Origin of the sequence: Pseudorhodoferax sp. LjRoot39, from assembly GCF_964253035.1 — a bacterium.
Classification (GTDB): domain Bacteria; phylum Pseudomonadota; class Gammaproteobacteria; order Burkholderiales; family Burkholderiaceae_C; genus Pseudorhodoferax.
Window position 1 is genome coordinate 136,879 of the sequence record NZ_CAXUQL020000001.1, and the last position, 22,669, is coordinate 159,547.

The 22,669-nt window shown below is 70.6% G+C and carries 24 protein-coding genes; 10 read left to right on the forward strand and 14 right to left on the reverse strand.

Annotation, left to right across the window (positions count from 1 at the left end; genetic code table 11):
* Nucleotides 1-45 precede the first annotated feature (45 nt).
* From ACSQ4M_RS00655 to fusA, 3 genes are all read right to left on the reverse strand, one after another.
* Nucleotides 46-936: an NAD(P)/FAD-dependent oxidoreductase gene (locus tag ACSQ4M_RS00655; RefSeq protein ID WP_436187753.1), complete on the reverse strand. Its 891-nt coding sequence runs from the start codon at nucleotides 934-936 to the stop codon at nucleotides 46-48.
* Entirely contained in the window at nucleotides 926-1,399 is a 474-nt protein-coding gene (locus tag ACSQ4M_RS00660; RefSeq protein WP_436187754.1) for an Rrf2 family transcriptional regulator, read from the reverse strand. Before ACSQ4M_RS00660 ends, ACSQ4M_RS00655 begins: the two co-directional genes overlap by 11 nt.
* Before the next feature lie 76 nt (nucleotides 1,400-1,475).
* Nucleotides 1,476-3,584, reverse strand: a complete 2,109-nt coding sequence (gene fusA / locus ACSQ4M_RS00665) for an elongation factor G (protein ID WP_436187755.1) — start codon at nucleotides 3,582-3,584, stop codon at nucleotides 1,476-1,478.
* Between the two features lie 288 nt (nucleotides 3,585-3,872).
* On the opposite strand from fusA, the gene ACSQ4M_RS00670 reads away from it, so the two are divergent.
* The 6 genes from ACSQ4M_RS00670 (at nucleotide 3,873) to gdhA (ending at nucleotide 7,537) form a co-directional block, all read left to right on the forward strand.
* Nucleotides 3,873-4,289 carry a tripartite tricarboxylate transporter substrate-binding protein gene (locus ACSQ4M_RS00670; protein ID WP_436187756.1) on the forward strand — a complete coding sequence of 139 codons (417 nt, stop codon included), beginning with the start codon at nucleotides 3,873-3,875 and terminating at the stop codon, nucleotides 4,287-4,289.
* Nucleotides 4,286-4,843 (forward strand): tripartite tricarboxylate transporter substrate-binding protein, encoded by a 558-nt coding sequence (locus tag ACSQ4M_RS00675; protein ID WP_436187757.1) that lies wholly within the window; start codon nucleotides 4,286-4,288, stop codon nucleotides 4,841-4,843. Before ACSQ4M_RS00670 ends, ACSQ4M_RS00675 begins: the two co-directional genes overlap by 4 nt.
* 5 nt (nucleotides 4,844-4,848) lie before the next feature.
* Nucleotides 4,849-5,121: a hypothetical protein gene (locus ACSQ4M_RS00680; RefSeq protein WP_436187758.1), complete on the forward strand. Its 273-nt coding sequence runs from the start codon at nucleotides 4,849-4,851 to the stop codon at nucleotides 5,119-5,121.
* Complete coding sequence (locus ACSQ4M_RS00685; RefSeq protein WP_436187759.1) at nucleotides 5,121-5,816, forward strand: ferredoxin reductase; 696 nt, start codon at nucleotides 5,121-5,123, stop codon at nucleotides 5,814-5,816. The genes ACSQ4M_RS00680 and ACSQ4M_RS00685 overlap by 1 nt, the downstream gene beginning before the upstream one ends.
* A gap of 21 nt (nucleotides 5,817-5,837) precedes the next feature.
* Entirely contained in the window at nucleotides 5,838-6,011 is a 174-nt protein-coding gene (locus ACSQ4M_RS00690) for a 2Fe-2S iron-sulfur cluster-binding protein (protein WP_436187760.1), read from the forward strand.
* A gap of 182 nt (nucleotides 6,012-6,193) precedes the next feature.
* Nucleotides 6,194-7,537, forward strand: coding sequence for an NADP-specific glutamate dehydrogenase (gene gdhA, locus ACSQ4M_RS00695; RefSeq protein WP_436187761.1), 1,344 nt, complete (start codon nucleotides 6,194-6,196; stop codon nucleotides 7,535-7,537).
* Nucleotides 7,538-7,541: 4 nt separating this feature from the next.
* On the opposite strand, the gene ACSQ4M_RS00700 is transcribed toward gdhA, so the two are convergent.
* The 4 genes from ACSQ4M_RS00700 to ACSQ4M_RS00715 form a co-directional block, all read right to left on the reverse strand.
* A complete protein-coding gene (locus ACSQ4M_RS00700; RefSeq protein WP_436187762.1) occupies nucleotides 7,542-8,576 on the reverse strand; it encodes an endonuclease/exonuclease/phosphatase family protein in 1,035 nt (344 codons plus the stop codon).
* A 75-nt stretch (nucleotides 8,577-8,651) separates the two neighbouring features.
* A complete protein-coding gene (locus tag ACSQ4M_RS00705) occupies nucleotides 8,652-9,146 on the reverse strand; it encodes an arsenate reductase ArsC (protein WP_436187763.1) in 495 nt (164 codons plus the stop codon).
* A 47-nt stretch (nucleotides 9,147-9,193) separates the two neighbouring features.
* Entirely contained in the window at nucleotides 9,194-10,534 is a 1,341-nt protein-coding gene (locus ACSQ4M_RS00710) for an ATP-binding protein (protein WP_436187764.1), read from the reverse strand.
* A 47-nt stretch (nucleotides 10,535-10,581) separates the two neighbouring features.
* Nucleotides 10,582-11,382: a response regulator transcription factor gene (locus ACSQ4M_RS00715; protein WP_436187765.1), complete on the reverse strand. Its 801-nt coding sequence runs from the start codon at nucleotides 11,380-11,382 to the stop codon at nucleotides 10,582-10,584.
* Nucleotides 11,383-11,484: 102 nt separating this feature from the next.
* On the opposite strand from ACSQ4M_RS00715, the gene ACSQ4M_RS00720 reads away from it, so the two are divergent.
* On the forward strand, nucleotides 11,485-13,536 hold the full coding sequence (locus tag ACSQ4M_RS00720) for a TonB-dependent receptor domain-containing protein (RefSeq protein WP_436187766.1): 2,052 nt from the start codon (nucleotides 11,485-11,487) through the stop codon (nucleotides 13,534-13,536).
* Here the strand turns inward: ACSQ4M_RS00720 and ACSQ4M_RS00725 are convergent.
* The 5 genes from ACSQ4M_RS00725 to ACSQ4M_RS00745 all read right to left on the reverse strand — a co-directional run bounded on the left by ACSQ4M_RS00725 (nucleotide 13,533) and on the right by ACSQ4M_RS00745 (nucleotide 17,280).
* Nucleotides 13,533-14,810, reverse strand: a complete 1,278-nt coding sequence (locus ACSQ4M_RS00725) for an RNA polymerase sigma factor (RefSeq protein ID WP_436187767.1) — start codon at nucleotides 14,808-14,810, stop codon at nucleotides 13,533-13,535. The two genes, ACSQ4M_RS00720 and ACSQ4M_RS00725, sit on opposite strands and share 4 nt — an antisense overlap.
* Nucleotides 14,811-14,814: 4 nt before the next feature.
* Nucleotides 14,815-15,225: a VOC family protein gene (locus ACSQ4M_RS00730; RefSeq protein ID WP_436187768.1), complete on the reverse strand. Its 411-nt coding sequence runs from the start codon at nucleotides 15,223-15,225 to the stop codon at nucleotides 14,815-14,817.
* An 11-nt stretch (nucleotides 15,226-15,236) separates the two neighbouring features.
* Nucleotides 15,237-15,665 (reverse strand): YciI family protein, encoded by a 429-nt coding sequence (locus ACSQ4M_RS00735; protein WP_436187769.1) that lies wholly within the window; start codon nucleotides 15,663-15,665, stop codon nucleotides 15,237-15,239.
* Nucleotides 15,666-15,737: 72 nt separating this feature from the next.
* Nucleotides 15,738-16,106 (reverse strand): YciI family protein, encoded by a 369-nt coding sequence (locus ACSQ4M_RS00740; RefSeq protein ID WP_436187770.1) that lies wholly within the window; start codon nucleotides 16,104-16,106, stop codon nucleotides 15,738-15,740.
* Between the two features lie 67 nt (nucleotides 16,107-16,173).
* Complete coding sequence (locus ACSQ4M_RS00745; protein ID WP_436187771.1) at nucleotides 16,174-17,280, reverse strand: MBL fold metallo-hydrolase; 1,107 nt, start codon at nucleotides 17,278-17,280, stop codon at nucleotides 16,174-16,176.
* 58 nt (nucleotides 17,281-17,338) lie between these two features.
* Here ACSQ4M_RS00745 and ACSQ4M_RS00750 point away from each other — a divergent pair, with 58 nt between their 5' ends.
* The 3 genes from ACSQ4M_RS00750 (at nucleotide 17,339) to ACSQ4M_RS00760 (ending at nucleotide 22,136) form a co-directional block, all read left to right on the forward strand.
* Complete coding sequence (locus tag ACSQ4M_RS00750) at nucleotides 17,339-19,750, forward strand: DUF3772 domain-containing protein (protein ID WP_436187772.1); 2,412 nt, start codon at nucleotides 17,339-17,341, stop codon at nucleotides 19,748-19,750.
* A gap of 119 nt (nucleotides 19,751-19,869) precedes the next feature.
* Nucleotides 19,870-20,796, forward strand: a complete 927-nt coding sequence (locus ACSQ4M_RS00755) for an SAM-dependent methyltransferase (RefSeq protein WP_436187773.1) — start codon at nucleotides 19,870-19,872, stop codon at nucleotides 20,794-20,796.
* Nucleotides 20,793-22,136: an APC family permease gene (locus ACSQ4M_RS00760; protein ID WP_436187774.1), complete on the forward strand. Its 1,344-nt coding sequence runs from the start codon at nucleotides 20,793-20,795 to the stop codon at nucleotides 22,134-22,136. The genes ACSQ4M_RS00755 and ACSQ4M_RS00760 overlap by 4 nt, the downstream gene beginning before the upstream one ends.
* Nucleotides 22,137-22,154: 18 nt before the next feature.
* On the opposite strand, the gene ACSQ4M_RS00765 is transcribed toward ACSQ4M_RS00760, so the two are convergent.
* Both ACSQ4M_RS00765 and ACSQ4M_RS00770 read right to left on the reverse strand, forming a co-directional pair.
* A complete protein-coding gene (locus tag ACSQ4M_RS00765) occupies nucleotides 22,155-22,448 on the reverse strand; it encodes a type II toxin-antitoxin system RelE/ParE family toxin (protein WP_436187775.1) in 294 nt (97 codons plus the stop codon).
* The gene (locus ACSQ4M_RS00770) at nucleotides 22,445-22,669 is read right to left on the reverse strand and encodes an addiction module protein (RefSeq protein ID WP_436187776.1); all 225 of its coding nucleotides are present in this window, start codon (nucleotides 22,667-22,669) and stop codon (nucleotides 22,445-22,447) included. Before ACSQ4M_RS00770 ends, ACSQ4M_RS00765 begins: the two co-directional genes overlap by 4 nt.

Consider the following 22,669-nt stretch of genomic DNA (forward strand, 5'->3'; position numbering starts at 1 on the left):
CACACCGGGGAGCGGCGCCAGCCCACGCCGGTGCGAACAGGCCGATCAACCGCCGAAGACCATGGCGCGGTGCATGGCCGCCCCCGCGACCGTGCCGGCCGACGCAGCCAGCGCCGCGTTGCTCCAGCCCATGGCCGCATCCCCGGCCGCGAACACGCCCGGCACCGAAGTCTGGCCCATCTCGGCGCGGATGAAGGGGCCGGCTGGCGCGGCCTCGAAGGCGCAGCCCAGCTGTTCGGCCAGCGGGCTGGCCATGGCCACGGTGGGTGCGAGGAACAGGCCGCGCAGCGGCACCACGCGGTCCGCCAGCCGCACGCCGGCCAGCGCCGTGCCCTCGCCTTCCAGCGCCAGCACCTTCCCCGGCTCGACCGCGACGCCCAGCGCCGCCATGTGGGCGTGCTCGTCGTCGCTGATGCGGTGGCCGTCCAGGAACAGCGTGGTCGGCCCCCACTCGGCGATCAGCTGGGCCTGGTGCAGCGACAGCGGCATGCGGTAGAGCACGCCCAGCGGCTGGCGGTCGAACTCGTAGCCGTGGCAATAGGGGCAGTGGGCGACGCTCTGGCCCCAGCGCGCGGCCAGGCCAGGCAGCTCGGGCAGCAGATCGCGCACGCCCGTGGCCAGCAGCAGGCGCCGGCCGACCAGGCGTTCGCCGTTGTCCAGCGTCAGCGCGAAACCCTCGCCCTGCGGCGCGGCATCCAGGGCCTGGGTGGCCACGAAACGCACCGTGGGATAGGCCAGCAGCTGCGCGCGCGCCTGCGCCATGAGCGCCAACGGCGCCCGGCCGTCGTGGCCGAAGAAGCCGTGCGAGGCCTGCGCGAAGCGGTTGCGCGGCGCACCCGCGTCCACCACGCAGACCTGGCGGCGCGCCCGCGCGAGTTGCAGCGCCGCCGAAATGCCGGCGAAGCTGCCGCCGACGATGAGCGCATCAATGTCCATGTCCGATCTCCTCTGAAAAATCATGCGGCTGGCGCCCGCTGGCCAGCATGCGGCGGTGGAAGTCGGCCGACAGCTGCGCCAGCGTGACCTCGCCCAGCCGCGCCAGCAGCAACGCCTCGGCCTGCTGGTAGGCGCCTTGCAGTGCGGTGTTCACCGCCTGCTCGACCAGGCATTCGGGGTGCTCGCTGCGGTGGCCCACGGCCAGCAGCGCCGGCCCGCCGACCGCTTCATGGATGTCGCGCAGCGTGATGCGCTCCAGAGGGCAGCACAGCACCCAGCCGCCGCCATGGCCCTTGGCCGAGGCGACGAAGCCGGCCTCGCGCAGGCCGGCCATCAGGCGGCGCACCACCACGGGGTTGGTGGACATGGCGCGCGCCAGCGCTTCCGAGGTGGCCGGCCCCGGCATCTCGGCCATGTGCAGCAGGGCGTGCAGCACGCCCGACAATCGGCTGTCTTTGTTCATGCAACATTATGAGTTGCATGAAAAGAAAAACGCCGACCGGAGGCGCAATGCCCCCGGCCGGCGCTGGGTCACCACATCAACGGCGTTCGGAGACCACCTTGTCCGCCACCTCGCGCGGTGCCTGCGCGTAGTGCTTGAACTCCATGCTGTAGGTCGCACGGCCCTGGCTCAGCGAGCGCAGCGTGGTCGAGTAGCCGAACATCTCCGCCAGCGGCACCTCGGCCCGCACGATCTTGCCGCCGCCGCCCGGGATGTCCTCCATGCCCTGCACCATGCCGCGGCGCGAGGACAGGTCGCCCATCACGTTGCCCATGAAGTCCTCGGGCGTCTCGACCTCGACCGACATCGTGGGCTCCAGCAGCACCGGCGTGGCACGCCGCATGCCTTCGCGGAAGGCCAGGCTGCCGGCCATGCGGAACGCGTTCTCGTTGGAGTCCACGTCGTGGTAGCTGCCGAAGGTCAGCGTGACCTTCACGTCGACCACCGGGTAGCCCGCCAGCACACCGGCCTTGAGCGACTCCACCACGCCCTTCTGCACCGCGGGGATGAACTCGCGCGGCACCACGCCGCCCTTGATGGCGTCCACGAACTCGAAGCCCTTGCCCTCTTCCTGCGGTTCCAGCTTGAGCACCACGTGCCCGTACTGGCCCTTGCCGCCGGACTGCTTGACGAACTTGCCTTCCACGTCTTCCACGGCCTTGCGGATCGCCTCGCGGTAGGCCACCTGCGGCTTGCCCACGTTGGCCGACACGCCGAACTCGCGCAGCATGCGGTCGACCAGGATTTCCAGGTGCAGCTCGCCCATGCCGGAGATGATGGTCTGGCCCGATTCCTCGTCGGTGCGCACGCGGAAGGACGGGTCCTCCTGCGCCAGGCGCGACAGCGCCACGCCCATCTTCTCCTGGTCGGCCTGGGTCTTGGGCTCCACGGCCTGCGAGATCACAGGCTCGGGGAACACCATGCGTTCCAGCAGGACCACCTTGGTCGGATCGCTCAGCGTGTCGCCCGTGGTCACGTCCTTCAGGCCCACGGCCGCGGCGATGTCGCCCGCGTAGACGGACTCGATCTCCTGGCGCTCGTTGGCGTGCATCTGCACGATGCGGCCGATGCGTTCCTTCTTGCCCTTGACGGTGTTGTAGACCGTGTCGCCAGACTTCACCGTACCCGAGTAGACGCGGAAGAACACCAACTGGCCCACGAAGGGGTCGGTCATGATCTTGAACGCCAGCGCCGAGAACGGTTCGGCGTCCGAGGGATGGCGCTCCACGGTCTTCTCGTGGTCGTGCTCGTCGTGGCCCACGATCGCCGGGATGTCCAGCGGCGAGGGCAGGTAGTCGACGACCGCGTCCAGCATCGCCTGCACGCCCTTGTTCTTGAAGGCGCTGCCGGCCAGCATGGGAACGATCTCGCCGGCGATGGTGCGCTGGCGCAGAGCGGCCTTGATCTCGTCCTCGGTCAGCGGCTGGCCGTTGAGGTACTTGTCGAGCAGCGTCTCATTGGCCTCGGCTGCGGCCTCGACCATCTTCTCGCGCCAGGTGTTGGCCAGCTCGACCAGGTCGGCCGGGATGTCCGCATACGTGAAGCGCACGCCCTGGCTCGCATCGTCCCAGACGATGGCCTTCATCTTGACGAGGTCGACCACGCCCTGGAAGTGCTCTTCCGCGCCCACGGGAATCTGGATCGGCACGGCGTTGCCCTTCAGGCGGTCGGCGATCTGCTTCTGCACGCGGAAGAAGTCCGCGCCCACGCGGTCCATCTTGTTGACGAAGGCCAGGCGCGGCACCTTGTACTTGTTGGCCTGGCGCCAGACGGTCTCGGACTGCGGCTGCACGCCGCCCACGGCGTCGTAGACCATCACGGCGCCATCGAGCACGCGCATGCTGCGCTCGACCTCGATCGTGAAGTCCACGTGGCCGGGCGTGTCGATGATGTTGATGCGGTGCTCGGTGTTCGTGCCGGCCATGCCTTTCCAGAAGGCGGTGGTAGCGGCCGAGGTGATGGTGATGCCGCGTTCCTGCTCCTGCTCCATCCAGTCCATGGTGGCGGCGCCGTCATGCACCTCGCCGAGCTTGTGGTTCACGCCTGTGTAGAACAGGATGCGCTCGGTGGTCGTGGTCTTGCCGGCATCGATGTGGGCGCTGATGCCGATGTTGCGGACGTTCTGGATCGGTGTTTTGCGGGACATGGTGAAAGCTCTACTGGATGGAGCCGGCCCGCATGAAAAAGAAAGCGGCCGGCCCGTGGAACAGGGCGAGCCGCGCGCGCACGGCTCAGGGGTGGGTGAATGCGAGGGTGCGTGCGACTTGGTACATCGGAGTCTCCGAAAGGGAAGGCGGAACTTTAGACCAAACGAGGTGGTGGCGCTTGCCGCCGTTTCAAGGGCTGTGGCGGCATTCAGACGGCCAGGCGCTGCGCCGCTTCCTGCAGCGCCTGGCGCAGACCGAGGCGCACTGAATCCAGCCGGATGACCACCATGCCCTCTCCTTCCAGACGCCTCCTGCTCTGCGCCGCACTCTGCGCAGCCGCCTGCGCGCACGCTGCCCCGGCTGCCGCCTGGCCGACCAAGCCCGTCACCATCGTCGTGCCCTACCCGGCCGGCGGCTCGGCCGACGCCATGGTCCGCCCCATCGCCGAGAAGCTGGCCCGCCTGTGGGGCCAGCCCGTCGTGGTGGACAACCGCACCGGCGCCAACGGCATCATCGCCACCCAGCTCGTGATGCGCGCCGAGCCCGACGGACACACCGTGCTGCTGCACCTGACCGGCTTCATCCAGAACGCGAGCCTGTACCGCAAGCTGCCCTACGACCCGTTCAGCGACCTGGCGCCCGTCACCCAGCTCGGCACGCAGCCCATGGGTCTGGCCGTGAGCAGCGGTAGTCCACCTCGGTGAACGCGCTGCTGGCCGGTCTCAAGACCGGCAGCACGCCGCCGAGCTACGGCTCGTTCGGCACCGGCTCCACGGGCCACATCTTCGGCGAGCTGCTCAAGGCCAGCGCCGGCGTGGACCTGCCCCATGTGCCCTACCGCGGCGAAGGCCCGATGCTGTTCGACCTGATCTCCGGCCGCGTGACCACGGGCTTCGTCTCCTCGGCCACGGCCGCCGCGCGGTACAAGGACCGCTCGCTGCGCATCTTCGCGGTCACCGGCCCGCACCGGCTGGCCTCGCTGCCCGAGGTGCCGACGCTGACGGAGTCTGGCCTGCAGGGGTACGACCTGGTCGGCTGGTGCGGCCTGTTCCTGCCCAAGGGCGCGCCGGCCGTCGTCCTCCAGAAGATCGCCGCCGACGCGCGCAGCGTGATCGGCCAGAGCGACATCGCGGCGCGCCTACGCGTGCTGGAGATCGAGCCCACCGGCACCACGCCGGCCGACTTCGCCCGGCTGCTGCGCAACGACCACGCGCGCGGGGACGCGCTGATCAAGACATTCCGCATCGAACTGGAGTGAACCGCATGTCCCCGCCCCTTGCCCTGAACGATCCACCACTGCTGCGCCAGCAGGCCTGCATCGGCGACGCCCGGTTCGATGCCAACGACGGAGGGCAGTCCGCCGTGCGCGACCCGGCCACCGGCGCGCTGCTGCACCGCTGGAACGCGCTGCTGCTGCAGCACACCGACGACCTGGCCCGGCTGCTGACGGCCGAGCAGACGGCGCTCGGCGCGCTGGCGGGTGGCGAACGCCATGCGCTGGGCGGCACCTGCTATCGCCTGGGCGGCATGGGCTGATGGACCGGCTCACCGTCCGCGTGGAAGCCGTGCGCCGCGAGGCGCAGGACGTGCATTCCTACGAGCTGCGCCGGCCCGACGGCGCGCCGCTTGCGCCGTTCGCGGCCGGCGCGCACATCGACCTGCACCTGGCCGACGGTCTGGTGCGCAGCTATTCGCTGACCAACCTGCAAACCGAGCGCCAGCGCTATGTGGTGGTCTTGGGCCGTGCGCAGGACAGCCGCGGCGGTTCGCGCTTCGTGCACGAGCGGCTGCAGGTGGGCACGCTGCTGCCGATCGGCCTGCAGCGCAACCACTTCGCGCTGCGCGAGGATGCAGCCCACAGTGTGCTGGTCGCCGGTGGCATCGGCATCACGCCGCTGCGCGCCATGCAGGCCCGGTTGGCGCAGCTGGGCCGGCCGTGGGAGCTGCAATACGCGTGCCGCGCGCGGGCACGCGCGGCCTTCGTGGACGAGCTCCAGGCGCAGACGCCAGGCCGGGTGCAGCTGTACTTCGGTGACACGGCCGGCCGACGCCTGGACCTCGCACGCACCGTGCAGGCCTCGCCGGCCAGCGCGCACTTCTACTGCTGCGGGCCGCAGGCCATGCTGCAGGCCTTCCAACTGGCCACCGCCGCGCTGCCGGCCGAGCGCGTGCACCTGGAGCGCTTCGCGGCACAGCAGGCGCCGGCCCTGCAGGGCGGCTTCGTGGTCTAACTGGCGCGCTCGAGCCGGCGGTTGCCGGTCGCACCCGGCACGACCATCCTGGACACCTTGCTGGCCAACGGCATCGATGCGCCCTACTCCTGTATGCACGGCATCTGCGGCGCCTGCGCGACGCGCGTGCTCGACGGCCTGCCCGAGCACCAGGACAGCGTGCTCGGCCCGTCCGTGCCGGCAACCAGACCATGATGGTCTGCTGCCCCGGCGCGCGCAGTCCCGTGCTGCGGCTGGACATCCGACCTACGCCAACGCACCCACATGGAGCACAACGCACCAGTTCGAATACCGACAGCAAGGCATGAAATCCATGTTGGTGCATCAATGCACGAGAATGGCGCCCCTCCAACGTTATTCCATCCCTGCATCAGCTCATGCCGTACACCGATTGCCACGCTTTCATGGCCCATGTCGCCCAGCGCAACCCGGGCCAGCCCGAATACATCCAGGCCGTCACCGAAGTCATGGAAAGCCTGTGGCCCTTCATCGCCGAGCATCCGCGCTATGCGGAGCAGAGCCTGCTGGAGCGGCTGGTCGAGCCCGAGCGCATCGTGGTGTTCCGCGTGTCCTGGCAGGACGACCACGGCCAGATCCAGGTCAACCGCGGCTACCGCATCCAGCACAGCCTGGCCATCGGCCCCTACAAGGGTGGCCTGCGCTTCCACCCCTCGGTGAACCTGTCGATCCTGAAGTTCCTGGCGTTCGAGCAGACGCTCAAGAACGCGCTGACCACGCTGCCCATGGGCGGCGGCAAGGGCGGCTCGGACTTCGACCCCAAGGGCAAGAGCCCGGCCGAGGTCATGCGCTTCTGCCAGGCCTTCGCCAGCGAGCTGTTCCGCCATGTGGGCGCCGACACCGACGTGCCGGCCGGTGACATCGGCGTGGGCGGGCGCGAGGTCGGCTTCATCGCCGGCATGGTGAAGAAACTGACCAACCGCGCCGACTGCGTGTTCACGGGCAAGGGCCTCACCTTCGGCGGCTCGCTGATCCGCCCCGAGGCCACGGGCTACGGCACGGTCTACTTCGCGCAGGAGATGCTGGCGCACCAGGGCAAGTCGCTGGACGGGATGCGCGTGTCGGTCTCGGGTGCCGGCAACGTGGCCCAGTACGCCATCGAGAAGGCCATGGCGCTGGGCGCCAAGGTGGTCACGGTGTCGGACTCCAGCGGCACCGTGGTCGACGAGGACGGCTTCACCACCGAGAAGCTGGCCGAGCTCATGGAAGTGAAGAACCACCTGTACGGCCGCGTGGCCGACTACGCCAAGCGCGCCGGCGGCCGCTTCCAGGCCGGCGCCACGCCCTGGGGCGTCAAGGTCGACGTGGCCCTGCCCTGCGCCACGCAGAACGAACTGACGGGCGAGGACGCCCGCCGCCTGGCCGACAACGGCGTGCTGTGCGTGGCCGAGGGCGCCAACATGCCCTCCACGCTGGAGGCGGTGAAGGTGTTCGAGCAGCGCGGCGTGCTGTTCGCACCAGGCAAGGCCAGCAACGCGGGCGGCGTCGCCACCTCGGGCCTGGAGATGAGCCAGAACGCCATGCGCATCAGCTGGCCGCGCGAGGAAGTGGACGCGCGCCTGCTGGAGATCATGCGCAGCATCCACGGCGCCTGCGTGAAGCACGGCACGCGCAAGGACGGCAGCGTGAGCTACGTGGACGGGGCCAACATCGCCGGCTTTGTCAAGGTGGCGGACGCGATGATCGCGCAGGGCGTGCTGTAAACGCTCAGGCCGGTGACTTCGCCGTCACCGGCTTGTACTTGAACGCCGCGCGGATGATGCCGTGGTCGTTCGTGCCCAGCGCCTTGTGGTCCTCGAAGTTGAGGTGGTCGTTGTTGATCACCAGGCCGTCGAACATCCACAGCCGCTTCTTGCTGTTGTCGTAGAACTCCTGGCTCACGAGGATGTGGTCCAGCGATTCGCGGATGTCCTGGTGCACATGGGTGTAGTAGACGTCGCGCGTGTCGCGGTACTCCTGCAGCGTCTGCGCCGTGTACAGCGCCAGATCCCCGCCGCCCTCGGAGTCGCCGACCAGGTAGCGCGGCTGCTCGGTCAGGATGTTGGCGGTGTTGCTGTGCTGGCCGTCGTTGATGTCGCCCAGCACGATGACGGGCTGGTCGTTGTCCTTCATCTGTTCGCTGAGCAGAAAGCGCAGCGCCGCCGCCTCGGCCGTGCGGCGGATCGTGGACAGCGCCGAACCCAGGCCCTTGGCATGGCGGCCATAGGTGACCTTGTCGTACCAGTCTTCCTTGAACACCTGCGTGGGCGCCTTGGACTTGAAATGGCAGACGTAGGCCTGCACGGCCGGCTGTTTCTCGCGCGGCAGGATGGTGAAGTGCAGCACCGGCCGCGAGAAGCCCTGGATGTTGACCTCGATCTGCGGTGTCTGCGGGTCGTCGCCCTGGGACCGCAGCGCGAAGCGCTCGGGAAACGCCGTGATCCAGTCCGGCGCGCCCACCAGCAGTCCCTTGCGCACCAGCGCCGCGCAGACGATGTGCGTGCCGTCCGCGTCCGGCGGCACCAGCAGGTCGTACTGGTCGGCCAGCCCTGACACCTCCAGCGCCGCAGTCAGCGCATCGGCATGCCAGAGCTCCTGCACGCCCAGCACGTCGGGCGCCAGCAGCTTGAGCTGGTGGGCAGTCCAGGCGATCTTGCGGTCGTATTGCGCCTGCGTCCAGCCGGCGCCCGTGTAGATCTTGCGGCCCGGCAGGTTCAGGTTGTAGAGATTGAAGGTGGCAATCGTCAGGCGGGACAGCTTCATGGCCAGGCTCCAGCAGAAAAGGTGCGACGCCGCCGATCTGACGCCTTCAGGCGCGCGGCGGCAAGATGCCGCAGGTCACGCCTGGCCGAGCTGGCGTGCCTCGGCCTGCAGCACCAGACGGTCGATGCGCCCGTCGGGCAGGTTCACGAGCAGCTCGATGTGCCGGCGCAGCGCATGCACGGCGTGCACGAAGCGCTCCGGGTCGAGTGCGCCCTCGGCCCGCGGATCGGCGTAGGACCAGTGCGCGGTGGCGGGGTGGCCGGGCCAGACCGGACAGGTCTCGCCGGCGGCCTCGTCGCACAGCGTGACCACCAGGTCCATGTGCGGTGCATCGGGGCCGCTGAATTCGTCCCAGCCCTTGCTGCGCAGGCCATCGGTGGGCAGCTCTGCCGCGGCCAGGGCCTGCACGGTGCGCGGGTCGGGCTGGCCGTCCGGCGTCGGGGTGCTGCCCGCCGAGTAGGCGGCGAAGCGGCGACTGTCGAGCTGCCGCAGCAGCGCCTCGGCCATCAGGCTGCGCGCCGCGTTGCTGTTGCACAGGAAGAGCACGCGGATCGGGAACGGGTGTTGCATGCCAGGGGATTGTTCGGGCCACCGTGACAGCGGCGTGACAAGCCCGCTCAGCACGGCAGCACGATCTCCACGCGCAGCCCGCCGCCCGCGCGGTTGAACAGCCGGATCTCGCCCGCATGGCGCTGCGCCACGCGCTGCGCGATCGGCAGGCCCAGGCCGGCACCGGTGTGGCCGCTGGCGCGCGACAGGTCGGCCTGGAAGAAGGGGGCGAACACCTGGTCCAGGTGTTCGGGCGCGATGCCCGGGCCGCGGTCGCGCACCGACAGGGCGACCGCGCCGTCCTGCACTTCCAGCGCCACGTCGACCTGCCCGCCGCGCGGCGTGAAGCGCAGCGCATTGCGCAACACGTTCTCCAGCATGCTGGACAGCTCGGCCGCAGCACCGTGCAGCAGCACGGGCTGGCGCGGTGGCTGCCAGGCCACGGCCTTGCCGGCGGCTTCGGCCTCGTAGGCCACGTCGGCGACCGTGTCGCCGACCAGGGCCGCCAGGTCCAACGGCGTACGGGCGGCAGCACGCGGCTCGCGCAGACGTGCCAGCCGCAGCACCTGGCCGGTCAGCAGGTCGAGCCGGGCGCATTCGCGCTCGATGCGGTCCAGCTGCGCCGGCATGCCGGGGCCGCCGCGGCGCGCGAGTTCCAGGGCCAGCCGCAGCCGCGTGAGCGGCGAGCGCAGCTCGTGCGAGACATCGCGCAGCAGCAGTTCCTGGGCCGAGACCAGTTCCTGCAGCCGCTGCGCGGTGGCGTCGAAGTCGGCCGCCAACGCGCCCAGTTCGTCGCTGCGGCCGGCCAGGCCCGGGCCCATGCGCGCGCCGAGTTCGCCACGCGCCAGGCTGCGCAGGCCCTGCTGCACGCCCAGCACCGGCCGCATGATGTGGCGCGCCACCACCCAGCAGACCAGGCCGCTCACGCACACCGCGCACAGGAACAACAGCACCAGCACATGCGGCACGCCCAGCACCTCGTAGGCCGAGGAATCGAACGGCAGGAACAGCGCGAAATGCACGCCGCCGCCGGCGCTCTCGATGGCCGGCACGTTCCACCAGGAGTCGGGCACCGGCACATGGGCGCGGTGCACGGCCGGGCCGGCGCTGGCCGGCGCGCCCTCCCACAGCGCCACCGTCTGGGCCAGGTTCAACTGGACCCAGTCCTGCAGGCGCACCGGCAGCGGCCGGCCCAGCAGTTCGCGCCCCGTACGGTCCACCAGGAACACGCGCAGGCTGGCGTACTGCGCCTCGGTGCGGCGCACCCATTGCCCCAGTGCTGCATCACCCGCGCGGGCCGCGTGGCGCGCGGCCTGCGTGAGCTCGGCCGAACTCACGCCGTCCAACGCATGCAGCCGCGCCGAGGTCACGGCCAGCGTCACGCCGCTGCCGACCAGCAGGATCAGCACCAGTGCCGCCCAGAACGACAGGAAGATGCGGCGGAACAGGCGCGTGCTCAGGCTGGCACCTCCGCCGTGCCGTGCGGCTGCATCGCCGCCTGCAGCACATAGCCCACGCCGCGCGCGCTGCGCAGCACCGGCACGTCGGCGCGCGCGCCGTCCAGGCCCAGCTTGCGGCGCAGGTTGCTCACATGCGTGTCCAGGCTGCGGTCGGCCGGCAGCAGGGCGCGGCCCAGGCCCCGGCGCGTGAGCTGGGCGCGCGAGACCGGCCGGTTGGGCGCACGCATGAGCGCCTCCAGGATGCGCGCCTCGGCCGCGGTCAGCGCCACCGTCATCCCGCCGATGGCCGCCAGCGCCTGGCCCGGCAGCAGCCGCAAGGCATCCAGGGACAGGGCCGGCTCGGGCAGCGGCGCCTCGGGCGCGGGGCGCAGGCCGCGCCGCAGCATGGCGAACAGGCGGGCGCGCAGTTCGCGCGGGTTGAAGGGCTTGGGCAGGTAGTCGTCGGCACCGGCCTCCAGGCCCATGATGCGGTCGTCCTCGTGGCCGCGCGCGCTGAGCATCAGCACGGGCGTGGCCAGGGCCTGGGCACGCAAGGCGCGCAGCACGGCGTAGCCATCCAGCGTGGGCAGCATCACGTCCAGCAGCACCACATCGAAGCGCTCGCGCGCCAGCCGCTCGGCGGCCTCGCCGCCGTCGTGCACGCAGTCCAACTGCACGGGCTCGGCCTCCAGGAACTCCTGCAGCATGCGGCACAGCTCCAGGTCGTCGTCGACCAGCAGCACGCGCGCTGCGGTGACATCCAGGTGCCATGGCGTGATGGCCCGCAACGGCCGCCAGCAGGTTTGCAAAGAATTCATAAGAAAGGTGAAGGGACGGTGACCGGTTTCTATTATCCCCGTTGCGAATATTTCTCATTTGCCACGCTTTCGCGCCGGCAAGAATCCATCCAACGAGGTCCCGTGAACGCACGCATCCGCACCCGCAGCCTGGCCTTTGCGCCCTGTCTCCTGAGCCTTGTGCTGGCCCAGGCCTACGCCCAGAACACCGACCAGGCCTTGCAGACCGTCGTGGTCACCGCCTCGGGCCAGGCGGTGGACATCAAGGAAGCCCCCGCCAGCATCAGCGTCATCACGCGCGAGGACATCGAGAAGAAGCCCGTCACCAGCATCGGCGAGCTGCTGTCCACCATCCCGGGTGTGACCGGCGGCACGGCCGCCACCGGCCCGCAGTCGAAGATCAAGCTGCGCGGCCTGCCCGACAAGTACACGCTGATCCTCGTCGACGGCAAGCGCCAGGGCAGTTCGGCCGGCGTGAACTACCGCGACGACCTGGGCCAGCAGGACCTGGACTGGATCACGCCCGAGATGATCGAGCGCATCGAGGTGGTGCGCGGGCCGATGTCCTCGCTGTACGGCTCGGACGCCATGGGCGGCGTGATCAACATCATCACGCGCAAGATCGGCACGCGCTGGGGCGGCTCGGTCACGGCCAACTACTCGCGGCCCAGCGATTCGGAGCGCGGCGACCGCAAGCAGACCGGCTTCAACATCAGCGGCCCGCTGTCCGACCGCGTCGGCCTGCGGCTGGGCGGCAACTACACGGTGCGCGATGCCGACGATTCCACCGGCGGCTTCACGGGCGGCTACCAGTCCACCGCCGGCGCGAAGAACCAAAGCCTCAACGCGCTGCTGAACTGGCAGCTCACGCCCGACCAGGTGCTGGGCTTCGAGGCCGGCCAGGGCACGCAACGCGCCACGGACTCGAAGACGGTCGATGCCGACGGCGACCCGGTGGTCGGCGCCTGGGGCCTGGCCAAGCTGGTCCACACCCACTTCGGCCTGAGCCACGACGGCAAGTGGGGCGACGTGCGCTCCAAGCTGAACCTCACGCACCACAGGTACGAGGACCAGGGCGACACCATCGGCAACAATTCGCGCGAGACCACGCTGGACGGCCGCGTGGACCTGCCGCTCAAGCTGCTGGGCTTCGACCACGCACTGACCCTGGGCGGCCAGTGGCGCCGCGAGGAACTCGAGAACCGCGACACCATCGGCCTGGCGCCGATCGACTACACCGGCGCGCCGGTCACCAGCGCGGCGCTCAGCAACAGCACCTGGGCGCTGTTCGGCGAGGACAGCATCTTCCTGCGCGAGAACCTCTCGCTGACGCTGGGCCTGCGCATGGACCGGCACAAGAAATACGGCACCAACTGGAGCCCGCGCGCCTACGTGGTCTACCACCCGGCCGAGGCCTGGACGGTGCGCGGCGGCGTGTCGCGCGGCTTCCGTGCGCCAGGGCTCAAGGAGAACTCGCCGAGCGCAGCCACGCAGTCCGGCGGCAACGGCTGCCGCACGCTGCAAGGCCTGGGCTGGACCAGCAGCTTCCGCGACCCCGACGGCAGGGCGGGCTGCTACATGGTCGGCAACCCCGACCTGCAGCCCGAGACCAGCATCAACCACGAGCTGGGCCTGGGCTTCGACCAGGCCGGCTGGGCGGCCGGGGCCACCTACTTCCACACCAACTTCCGCAACAAGATCGACTACCAGCCGCTGGGCTTCTTCAACGGCTACTGGTGGACGCGCATGGAGAACGCGCAACGCGCCCGCACGCGCGGCCTGGAGGCCTATGTCAACGTGCCGCTGGCCAAGGGCCTGGAGTGGAAGAACAACTTCACGCGCATGTTCGAGTCCAAGAACCTGACCACAGGCGCGGCGCTGCTGGCCGTGCCCAAGCTGGTCGCCAGCTCGGCGCTGAGCTGGCAGATCCGGCCGGACTGGAGCGCGGATCTCAGCGCACGCTACACCGGCAAGGAGGTCGTGGTGACCGGCACGGCCACCACCTTCGCCAAGGCCTACACCACGGTGGACCTGGCGACCAACTACCGGCTGAACGAGGCGCTGACGCTGCGCGCAGGCGTCATCAACCTGGCCGACAAACAGACCCGCGACACCGGCGCCAACTACGACAACGGCGGGCGCATGTACTTCGTCGGCGCCACGGCGCGCTTCTAGCCTTGCGCCGCGGCCTGGGCGGCGCGCGCCAGCAGCAGCGTGCGCTCTGCGCCGTTGCCGGCGAGGCCGGCGGCGCGCAGCCACTCGGCCTGGGCTTCGGCGTGGCGGCCCAGCTTGCCCAGCAGGTCGGCGCGCACGCTGGGCAGCCACTGGTAGTTGCGCAAGGCCTTGTCGCCCTGCAGGCGGTCGACCAGCACCAGCGCCGCGGCCGGGCCTTCGGCCATGCCGACCGCCACGGCGCGGTTGAGTTCGACCACGGGCGAGGGCGCGACCTGCGCGAGCCGGCTGTACAGCGCGGCGATGCGGGCCCAGTCGGTGTCCGCCGCCGTGGGCGCGCGCGCATGGCAGGCGGCGATGCCGGCCTGCAGCGCGTAGAAGCCGTCGGCGCCGCCCAGCGCGGCCGCGCGCTCCAGCGCCACCAGGCCGCGGCGGATCAGCAGCCGGTCCCAGCGGCCGCGGTCCTGGTCGGCCAGCAGCACGGGCCGGCCGGCATCGTCCAGGCGCGCGGCCGCCCGGGACGCCTGCAGCTCCATGAGCGCGATGAGGCCCCAGGCCTCGGGCTCCGCGGGCGCCAGGCCGGTCAGCATGCGGCCCAGGCGCAGCGCCTCCTGCACGAGCTCGGGCCGCATCCAGTCGTCGCCGGCCGTGGCCGTGTAGCCCTCGTTGAAGACCAGGTAGACGACTTCCAGCACCGAGGCCAGACGCTCGGCCAGCGCCGTGCCCTGCGGCAGCTCGAAGGCCACGCCGGCCTCGCCCAAAGTGCGCTTGGCGCGCACGATGCGCTGGGCGATGGTGGGCTCGGGCACCAGGAAGGCGCGCGCGATCTCCTGCGTGGACAGGCCACCCAGCAACTTGAGCGTGAGCGCCACGCGCGCCTCGGCCGACAGCACCGGGTGGCAGGCCGTGAAGATCAGCCGCAGCAGGTCGTCGCCGATCTGGTCGGCGCGTGCGGCGTCCAGCGCATCGACGAAGTCCGGCACGGTCAAGGCCTCCTGTGCTTCGAGGTCATGGCCGACCTGCTCCAGCTTTTCAGCCGCCAGCTTGTCGCGCCGCAAATGGTCCAGCGCGCGGCGCTTGGCCGTGGTCGTGAGCCAGGCGCCCGGGTTGTCGGGCACGCCGTCCCGCGGCCAGTGCTCGAGCGCGGCGATCAGCGCGTCCTGCGCCAGCTCTTCGGCCACGCCGATGTCGCGCGTCATGCGCGCGACCACGGCCACGATCCTGGCGGACTCGATGCGCCAGACCGCGGCGATGGCGGCGTGGGTGGCCTCGTGCATCGGATCAGGCCTGCGGCGGCTCGCCACGCATGTGGACGAGCTCCCAGACATGGCCATCCAGGTCGGTGAAGCCGTGCGAATACATGAAGCCGTGGTCTTGCGGCTCGCCGGGCACGGTGGCCCCGGCCGCGCGGGCCTTGCGCACCAGGTCGTCGACCTCCTCACGGCTGGCGCACGACAGGCAGACCAGCACCTCGACGCTCTGGTGCGCATCGACGATGGCCTTCTTCGTGAAGCTCTGGAAGAAGGGCTCGACCAGCAACATGGCGAACAGGTTCTCGCCCAGCACCAGCGCGGCGCCCTGCTCGTTGGTGAACTGCGGGTTGAATTCGTAGCCCAGGCTGCGGAAGAAGGCCTGGCTGCGTGCCATGTCCTTGATGGGCAGGTTGACGAAGATCTGTGCGTGTTGCGGCATGGTGGGTCTCCTTACAGGGTTCCGATGTTCTTGAAGCGGTCGGTGGTGTCGCCGGGCGGGAAGTCGTCGACCTCGTAGAGCTGGCGCACCTCGATCTCGGCCGGTTGGCCGGCGCCGACCGGGTTGGGGAAACGGCGCGCCCATTCCAGCGCCTCCTCGCGCGAGCGCACCTGGATCAGCGTGTAGCCGGCCACCAGCTCCTTGGCCTCGGCGAAGGGGCCGTCGATGACGGTGCGTTGGTCCCCGGCGCCGTAGCGGATGCGCCAGCCCGCGGACGTGGGCTTGAGCCCGGCCGCGTCCAGCAGCACGCCAGCACGGGCCAGTTCCTCGTGGTAGGCGGCCATGGCCGCGTACATGTCGGCGTGCGCCGGATCGTCGGCAACCGGCTGCGTCTCGGTTTCGAACGCCGGCACGGAGCGGACCAGAATCATGAATCGCATGGTGTTCTCCTGTGGACCATGCCTGCACGACGAAGCGGCGTGCGCGGATTCGACAGCCGCGGCGAAAAAAACTCAGGCCGGCCGGCCGTCGTCCCAGCAGGGCGCCAGGCCGCGCACTTCCACCGTGCACCATTCGGCGGCCGGGCATTGGGCGGCGATCTCCAGCGCCTCTTCGCGTGTGCCGCAGTTCAGCAGGAAGAAGCCGCCAACCATCTCCTTGGCCTCGGCGAAGGGGCCGTCCAGCAGGCTGGTCTTGCCGTTGCGCTTCTGCACGCGCGTGGCGGAATGCTCGGAGGCCAGCGACTCGGCGGCCACCAGCAGGCCGCGCGCCTTGAGGTCGGCTCCGAAGCGCAGCATCTGGTCGTAGGCCGCGCGGCCTTCGGCGGCGCTGCGCGTGGCGCGCTGGCCGACGGGTTCGTGGATGAGCAGCAGGTAAGACATCGGTCTCCTTGGCAAAGCGCAGGCATGGTACAGGCCGGCCATGGCAGGCTGCGCTACAAGCTGTTGCTCAGCGCAGCCCCTCCCACCACAGCTTGTTCTGCCGCGGCGCACCCACCGTCAGCACCTCGCCGATCTCCGGCGTGGCCAGGTCGATGCCTCCGGCCTGGGCCAGCGCCGCGAGCTCGGCCAGCGGCGCCTGCCAGCGGTGGAAGGCCAGGTCGAAGGTGCTGTTGTGCACGCTGTAAAGCGTCTTGCCGCGCAGGTCGCCGAAGGCGCGCACGGTCTCGGCGGGCGTCATGTGCACCGAGGGCCACCAGGCGTCGTAGGCACCGTTCTCCATGAGCGCGATGTCGAAACCTTCGAAGCGCGCGCCGATCTGCGCGAAGCCGCCGAAGTAGCCCGAGTCGCCGCTGTAGTAGATGCGCTGGCCGCCGACCTCCAGCACCCAGGACGACCACAGCGTGCTGTCGCGGTCCCACAGGCCGCGGCCCGAGAAGTGCTGCGAGGGCGTGGCCGTGAGCTGCACGCCGGCATGCGTGGCCGCCTGCCACCAGTCGAACTCGGTGATGCGCTCGGGCGCCACGCCCATCTCCACCAGCCGCCGGCCCACGCCCAGCGGCACGAAGTAGCGTTGCACGCGGTCTTTCAGGTAGTCGATGGTCGGCACGTCCAGGTGGTCGTAGTGGTCGTGCGAGAGGATGAGGCCCTCGATGGGCGGCAGCTCCGTGAGGGCCAGCGGCGGCGCGTGGAAGCGCTTGGGGCCCATGAAGCTGAACGGCGAAACCCGCTCGCCGAACACCGGGTCGATCAGCCAGTAGCGCCCCTGCAGCTTGAGCAGGTGCGAGGAATGGCCCAGGCGCACGACGTGGTTGGCGTCCGGCGGCAGCGCCGCGAGCTGGGCCTGCGTGAGCGGGCGCACGGGGATGGCGTCTACCGGCACCGTGCCCTCCTTCTTGCCGAAGAAGAAGCGGCTCCAGATGCGCCACCCCTCCTGCGAGGGCTTTGCCTCGGGGTTGGCCGCGTTGCGGAAGCGGCAAGCCTCGGCCTCGTACTGCGGCGAGGCCGACAGGCCCGCCTCGCAGGCACGCGTGCTGGCGCAGCCGCCCAGCAGGAGCAGGGCCACCAGGCCGATGGCGCGGGCCAGGAAGCCCCTGTCGAAAGCAATTGCAGGCATGGGAAACAAGCGGTGCAGCGCAAGAGGGCGCGGGCGCGAGCTTACCTATGATCCGCGCATGATCCGGATCCGCCTGGCCGCGCTGGCCACCGTCTTCTCGCTGCTGCTGGCGCTGCATGCGCACCCCGTTCAGGCCCAGCCTCAGGCGCAGCCCGTGACGCCCGCGCCTGCCGCACCCGCCCCGGCCGAGCCCGTACCCGACGTGGCCACGCTGCGCAGCGACTTCGAGAAGCTGCCCGAGACCGCCGTCGGCGCCGACGCCGTGCGCGCGCTGCAGGGCCGCTACGGCACGCTGATCGCCGGCGCCAACAAGGTCATCGCGGCGCGCACCGGCCAGCTCAACGACCTCAATGCGCGCCTGGGCGAGCTCGGCCCCGCGCCGGCGGCCGGCGCCAGCGAAGACCCCGACATCACGCGCCAGCGCCAGACGCTCACGCGCGACCGCAACGGCGTGGACGCCGACATCCGGCTCGCGCGCCTGGTGGTCGTCGACGCCCAGCAGCGCAGCGACGACCTGCGCAACCGCCAGCGCGACCTGTTCGAGGCCCAGCTGACCGGCCGCGCACCCTCGCCGCTGGGCAGCGTGTTCTGGCAGCAACTGGCCGACGCCTGGCCGCAGGACCAGGCGCGCCTGGCCCCGCTGCTCGACGAGCTGCAGGCCGCCGTGCAGCGCATGGGGCAACCGGAGCACATCGGCCCCGTGCTGCTGGCGTTGGTGCTGGCGGTGCTGGCCATCACGGTGGGCGACCTGCTGGCCGAGCATGGCCTGGCCCGGCTCGCGCAGCGCCTGTTGCCGGGCGGGCGGCTGCGCCGTTCGCTGCTGGTGATCGCCATCGTGACCGTGAACCTGCTGGTCGTGGCCCTGGCCATGCGGGGCCTGCTGTCCCAGCTGCGCACGCACGCCGCGTTCGGGCCGCTCAGCAGCAAGCTGGTGGCGCTGGCCGACGATTCGATGCTCTTCATCGCCTTCGTCACCGGCCTGGGCCGCGCGCTGTTGGCCAACCGGCGGCCGTCCTGGCGGCTGCCGCGCATCCCGGATGCGCTGGCGCTGCGGCTCAACCCCTATCCCTGGCTGTTCGCGCTGGTCGGCGTGCTGGTCTGGATTCCCACGCAGATCGTCGAGATCGTCGGCGCAAGCCTGGCCGCCGTGCACCTGGTGCAGACCGTGACGGCGCTGGTCCTGGCGCTGCTGATCCTGGGCGCGCTGCTGCGCCTGAATGGCCCGCAGGCCGCCGCGCCCGCGGCCGAAGACGAGGCGACCCCGCCCGAGCCCGACCGCCCGCTGTGGGTCGGCCTGGCGATGGGCGCGGTGGCACTGGCACTGGTCGGCGTGATCGTGCTCACCGCCGCCGGCTACATGACCATCGGCAGCCTGCTGGCTTCCCAGCTGGCCTGGACCGGCCTCGTGGGCGTGACCTTCTACGTGCTGTTCAAGTTCGCCGACGACCTGTGCATGGCCGTGGTTGCCTCCAAGAGCGACTTCGGCCAGCGGCTGCAGCGCGGCTTCGGCTTCGCGCCGGCCACGCTGGACCAGGCCGCCGTGGTGCTGTCGGCGCTGGCGCGGCTGGTGCTGTTCTTCTACATGGTCATCGCGCTGCTGGCGCCGCTGGGCACGCGGCCCGACGAGGTGCTGGAGCAGACCGGCCGCATCGGCAAGGGCCTTTCGATCGGCGAATTCCAGCTGGTGCCGGCCGCGCTGTTCAGCGCCATCGCCGTGCTGGTGGGCGGCTTCGTCGCGCTGCGCGTGTTCCAGCGCTGGCTGCGCGAGCGCTACCTGCCCACCACGACGATGGAGCCGGGCATGCAGAGCTCGCTGGCCACGCTGCTCAACTACGTGGGCGTGGTGCTGGTGGTGGCGGCCGGCATGTCGGCGCTGGGCATCGGCGTGAACCGCATCGCCTGGATCGCCAGCGCGCTGTCGGTGGGCATCGGCTTCGGCCTGCAGGCCATCGTGCAGAACTTCATCTCGGGCCTGATCCTGCTGGCCGAGCGGCCCGTGAAGGTCGGCGACTGGGTGGTGCTGGGCACGACCGAGGGCGACATCAAGCGCATCAACGTGCGCGCCACCGAGATCCAGCTCGGCGACCGCTCCACCGTGATCGTGCCGAACTCCGAGTTCATCACCAAGACCGTGCGCAACATGACGCTCAGCAACGCCGAGGGCCGGGTGCTGATCCGCCTGCCCATGCCGCTGGCGACCGACGCCCCCCGGGTGCGCGAGCTCATGCTGGCGGCCTGCGCTGCCCATCCCAAGGTGCTGCCCACGCCCGCGCCCTCGCTGTCGCTGGAAGGCGTGGAGAACGGCATGCTGGTGTTCCAGTCCATCTGCTACGTGGACGGGCCGCGCAACGCCGGCGGCGTGCGCAGCGACCTGCTGTTCGCGATGCTGGAGTCGTTCCGCGACGCCGGCCTGGCGATGGCCGCGCCGCCCACCGTGGTGGTGGCGCCGCCGCCCGCCGCGCCGGCCTGAAGCCCGCAGAAACCCTGGGGGCGTCGCCCGCGCGGCGCCGTGGTCCCTCCACAATGCGCCCGCCCCAGCCGCGCTGCACGGGGCACCGCGGACTGTTTCCCCAGAAGCAAGGACCCACAGTGACGACCATCGCCCAGGCTCCCCTGTCCCGCCGGCTCGCCGTGCTGTCGCTGGCCGGGCTCGCCACCTCGGCCACGCTGGCCCAGAACAGCGGCTACGCGCCGCAGCGCGGCCAGGCCGGCAAGGACGTGATCTGGATCCCCACGCCGGACGAGACCGTCACGCGCATGCTGCAGATGGCGGAGGTCCAGCCCACGGACCGCGTGTTCGACCTCGGTTCGGGCGACGGCAAGATCGCCATTGCCGCGGCGCGCGAATTCGGCGCGCGCGCCACCGGGCTCGAATACAACGCCGACATGGTGGGCTTGTCGAACCGGCGTGCGCAGGAGGCCGGCGTGGCCGACAAGGTGCAGTTCCGCCAGGCCGACATCTTCGAGGCCGACTTCTCCAGCGCCACCGTGGTCACCATGTACCTGCTGCCCGCGCTGAACCTGCGGCTGCGCCCGCTGCTGTTCAAGATGCCGCCGGGCACGCGCGTGGTCTCGCACTCGTTCACGATGGGCGACTGGGCCCCCGACGAGACCGCCCGCGCCGGCTACGGCGACGTCTACCTGTGGCATGTGCCGGCCAACGCCTCGGGCAACTGGAAGCTCAGCAGCGCCGGCCTGCCCGAGGCCTCGCTGTCGCTCACGCAGCGCTACCAGGTGGTCAACGGCGACGCGGGCTTCGGCGAACTGCGCGCCAGCCTGGTACGCCCGCGCATCGTCGGTCCGCAGATCGGCTTCGGGCTGCGCGATCCCGGGGGCCAGCTCTGGCAGTTCGAGGGCCAGGTGGCGGGTGACCGCATCACGGGCATGGCGACACGGCCGGGCCAGGCCGGCGTGCCGTTCGAGGCACGCCGCACCGGCGAGGCTGCGCCCATCGCGCCCACCACCGCGACGGCGGAGCAGGACGCCAGCGCGTTCGCTGCGAGCACCGCCCGATGACATCGCCGGCGGCCGCCGCGCCGCTGACCATGCGCCACGCCATCGCCATCACGGTGGGCGTGGTCATCGGCGCGGGCATCTTCAAGGCGCCCTCCCTGGTGGCCGGCAGCGTGCCCAGCGCGGGCTGGATGTTCGCGCTGTGGGTGGCGGGCGGCGTGGTCGCGCTGGTCGGCGCGCTGTGCTATGCCGAGCTGGCCACCACCTACCCGAGCGCGGGCGGCGAGTACCACTTCCTCGCGCGCGCCTTCGGCCGCAGCACGGCGCTGCTGTACGCCTGGGCGCGCTTCGCGGTCATCACCACCGGTTCGATCGCGCTGCTGGGCTTCGTGTTCGGCGACTACATGACGCAGCTGCTGCCGCTCGGGCCCTACAGCAGCGCGCTGTGGGCGGCCATCGCCACCGTGGTGCTCACGGTGATCAACCTGCGCGGCATCCGCAGCGGGGCCGAGACGCAGTCCTGGCTCACGGCCGTGGAGGTCGGCGGTCTGGTGCTGATCGTCGGCGCCGCGCTGTGGTTCGCGCTGGGCGGCGGCAGCGCCCCATCGCCACCGGCGGCAGCGCCCGGCCCGGTTTCGCTGGCCGGTGTGGGCTTCGGCATGGTCTTCGTGCTGCTGACCTTCGGCGGCTGGAACGATGCGGCGTACATCAGCGCCGACCTCAAGGACCGGCGCGCCATCGCGCACGCGCTGCTGATCTCGGTGCTGTTCCTGACCGCGCTGTACCTGCTCGTGAACTGGGCCTACTGGTCGGTGCTGGGCCTGGCCGGCATGGCCAAGTCGCAGGCCGTGGCCACCGACGTGCTGGCGGCCGCCTTCGGCCCCGGCGCAGGGCAGCTCATCGCGGCCATGGTCGCAGCGGCGGCGCTGACCTCCATCAACGCCACCATGATCGTGGGCGCGCGCACCGCCAGCGCGCTGGGCCAGGACTGGCCGGCGCTCAAGGTGCTGGCGGCCTGGGACGAAGAGCGCCGCGTGCCGCGCAACGCACTGCCGATCCAGTGCGTGCTGGCGCTGGTGCTGATCGTGCTGGGCGTGGCCTTCAAGGGGGGCTTCCAGGCCATGGTGGAGTACACGGCGCCGGTGTTCTGGCTGTTCTTCCTGCTGGTGGGCATCGCGCTGTTCCGGCTGCGCGCCATCGACGGCACGCGCGAGCGGCCCTTCCGCGTGCCGCTGTACCCGGTGCTGCCTGCGCTGTTCTGCGCCAGCAGCGCCTACATGCTGTGGTCCAGCCTGGGCTATGTGTACTCGCAGCAGTTGGGCGGCTTCAACGCGGCCTGGGTCGGCGTGGGCGTGCTGGCCAGCGGGCTGGTGGTGCTGGGGCTGGTGCGGCGTACGGCCTAGCGCAGAGTCTGGAAACGCTCAACCCCGGCCCGACCAATAGCCAGGTCGCCGCCTGTGCGGCGCGACCGCAAGCACTTCGATGTCGTCGCCAGACTGGCGGTAAAGAATGTTGTATGGGAACCCGGCCATCCTGTAGCGCCGAATCGCGGGCGCGTCTTCCAGGCGAAACCGTTCTGGATGTGCGCAGATTGCCACCATCGCCGTGTCGAAAGCCGCGAGGTAGCGCGCGCCGAGGCCGGCACGCTGCATCTCGTAGTACGCCACGTACTCCAGGTGTTCCACCCGAGCCGCCTCGGCGAAGAAGTACCTCACTTCAGCAGGGCTTGGGCCTGGCGGCGCACCTCGTCGGCGGGCACGCGCTGCACCTGGCCCTGGTCGATCTCGACGGCGCGTCGAGCCGCCTCCGTCGACCAAAGCTGGGCAATCTCCGCCTCGGACAGTTCGTCCAGACTGGACAACAGCTGCTCCGCCAGTTCTGCCCGCTCCTGGACAGAAAGCGCGAGCGCTTCACGACGGATCGTTTCGGTCTTCAT

What these genes read in the sequence shown, in the direction of transcription:
- ACSQ4M_RS00655 (WP_436187753.1), bottom strand. Translation starts at nt 936, where the DNA reads ATGGACATTGATGCGCTCATCGTCGGCGGCAGCTTCGCCGGCATTTCG.
- ACSQ4M_RS00660 (WP_436187754.1), bottom strand. Translation starts at nt 1,399, where the DNA reads ATGAACAAAGACAGCCGATTGTCGGGCGTGCTGCACGCCCTGCTGCAC.
- fusA (WP_436187755.1), bottom strand. Translation starts at nt 3,584, where the DNA reads ATGTCCCGCAAAACACCGATCCAGAACGTCCGCAACATCGGCATCAGC.
- ACSQ4M_RS00670 (WP_436187756.1), top strand. Translation starts at nt 3,873, where the DNA reads ATGCCCTCTCCTTCCAGACGCCTCCTGCTCTGCGCCGCACTCTGCGCA.
- ACSQ4M_RS00680 (WP_436187758.1), top strand. Translation starts at nt 4,849, where the DNA reads ATGTCCCCGCCCCTTGCCCTGAACGATCCACCACTGCTGCGCCAGCAG.
- ACSQ4M_RS00685 (WP_436187759.1), top strand. Translation starts at nt 5,121, where the DNA reads ATGGACCGGCTCACCGTCCGCGTGGAAGCCGTGCGCCGCGAGGCGCAG.
- gdhA (WP_436187761.1), top strand. Translation starts at nt 6,194, where the DNA reads ATGCCGTACACCGATTGCCACGCTTTCATGGCCCATGTCGCCCAGCGC.
- ACSQ4M_RS00700 (WP_436187762.1), bottom strand. Translation starts at nt 8,576, where the DNA reads ATGAAGCTGTCCCGCCTGACGATTGCCACCTTCAATCTCTACAACCTG.
- ACSQ4M_RS00705 (WP_436187763.1), bottom strand. Translation starts at nt 9,146, where the DNA reads ATGCAACACCCGTTCCCGATCCGCGTGCTCTTCCTGTGCAACAGCAAC.
- ACSQ4M_RS00715 (WP_436187765.1), bottom strand. Translation starts at nt 11,382, where the DNA reads ATGAATTCTTTGCAAACCTGCTGGCGGCCGTTGCGGGCCATCACGCCA.
- ACSQ4M_RS00725 (WP_436187767.1), bottom strand. Translation starts at nt 14,810, where the DNA reads ATGCACGAGGCCACCCACGCCGCCATCGCCGCGGTCTGGCGCATCGAG.
- ACSQ4M_RS00730 (WP_436187768.1), bottom strand. Translation starts at nt 15,225, where the DNA reads ATGCCGCAACACGCACAGATCTTCGTCAACCTGCCCATCAAGGACATG.
- ACSQ4M_RS00735 (WP_436187769.1), bottom strand. Translation starts at nt 15,665, where the DNA reads ATGCGATTCATGATTCTGGTCCGCTCCGTGCCGGCGTTCGAAACCGAG.
- ACSQ4M_RS00740 (WP_436187770.1), bottom strand. Translation starts at nt 16,106, where the DNA reads ATGTCTTACCTGCTGCTCATCCACGAACCCGTCGGCCAGCGCGCCACG.
- ACSQ4M_RS00745 (WP_436187771.1), bottom strand. Translation starts at nt 17,280, where the DNA reads ATGCCTGCAATTGCTTTCGACAGGGGCTTCCTGGCCCGCGCCATCGGC.
- ACSQ4M_RS00750 (WP_436187772.1), top strand. Translation starts at nt 17,339, where the DNA reads ATGATCCGGATCCGCCTGGCCGCGCTGGCCACCGTCTTCTCGCTGCTG.
- ACSQ4M_RS00760 (WP_436187774.1), top strand. Translation starts at nt 20,793, where the DNA reads ATGACATCGCCGGCGGCCGCCGCGCCGCTGACCATGCGCCACGCCATC.
- ACSQ4M_RS00770 (WP_436187776.1), bottom strand. Translation starts at nt 22,669, where the DNA reads ATGAAGACCGAAACGATCCGTCGTGAAGCGCTCGCGCTTTCTGTCCAG.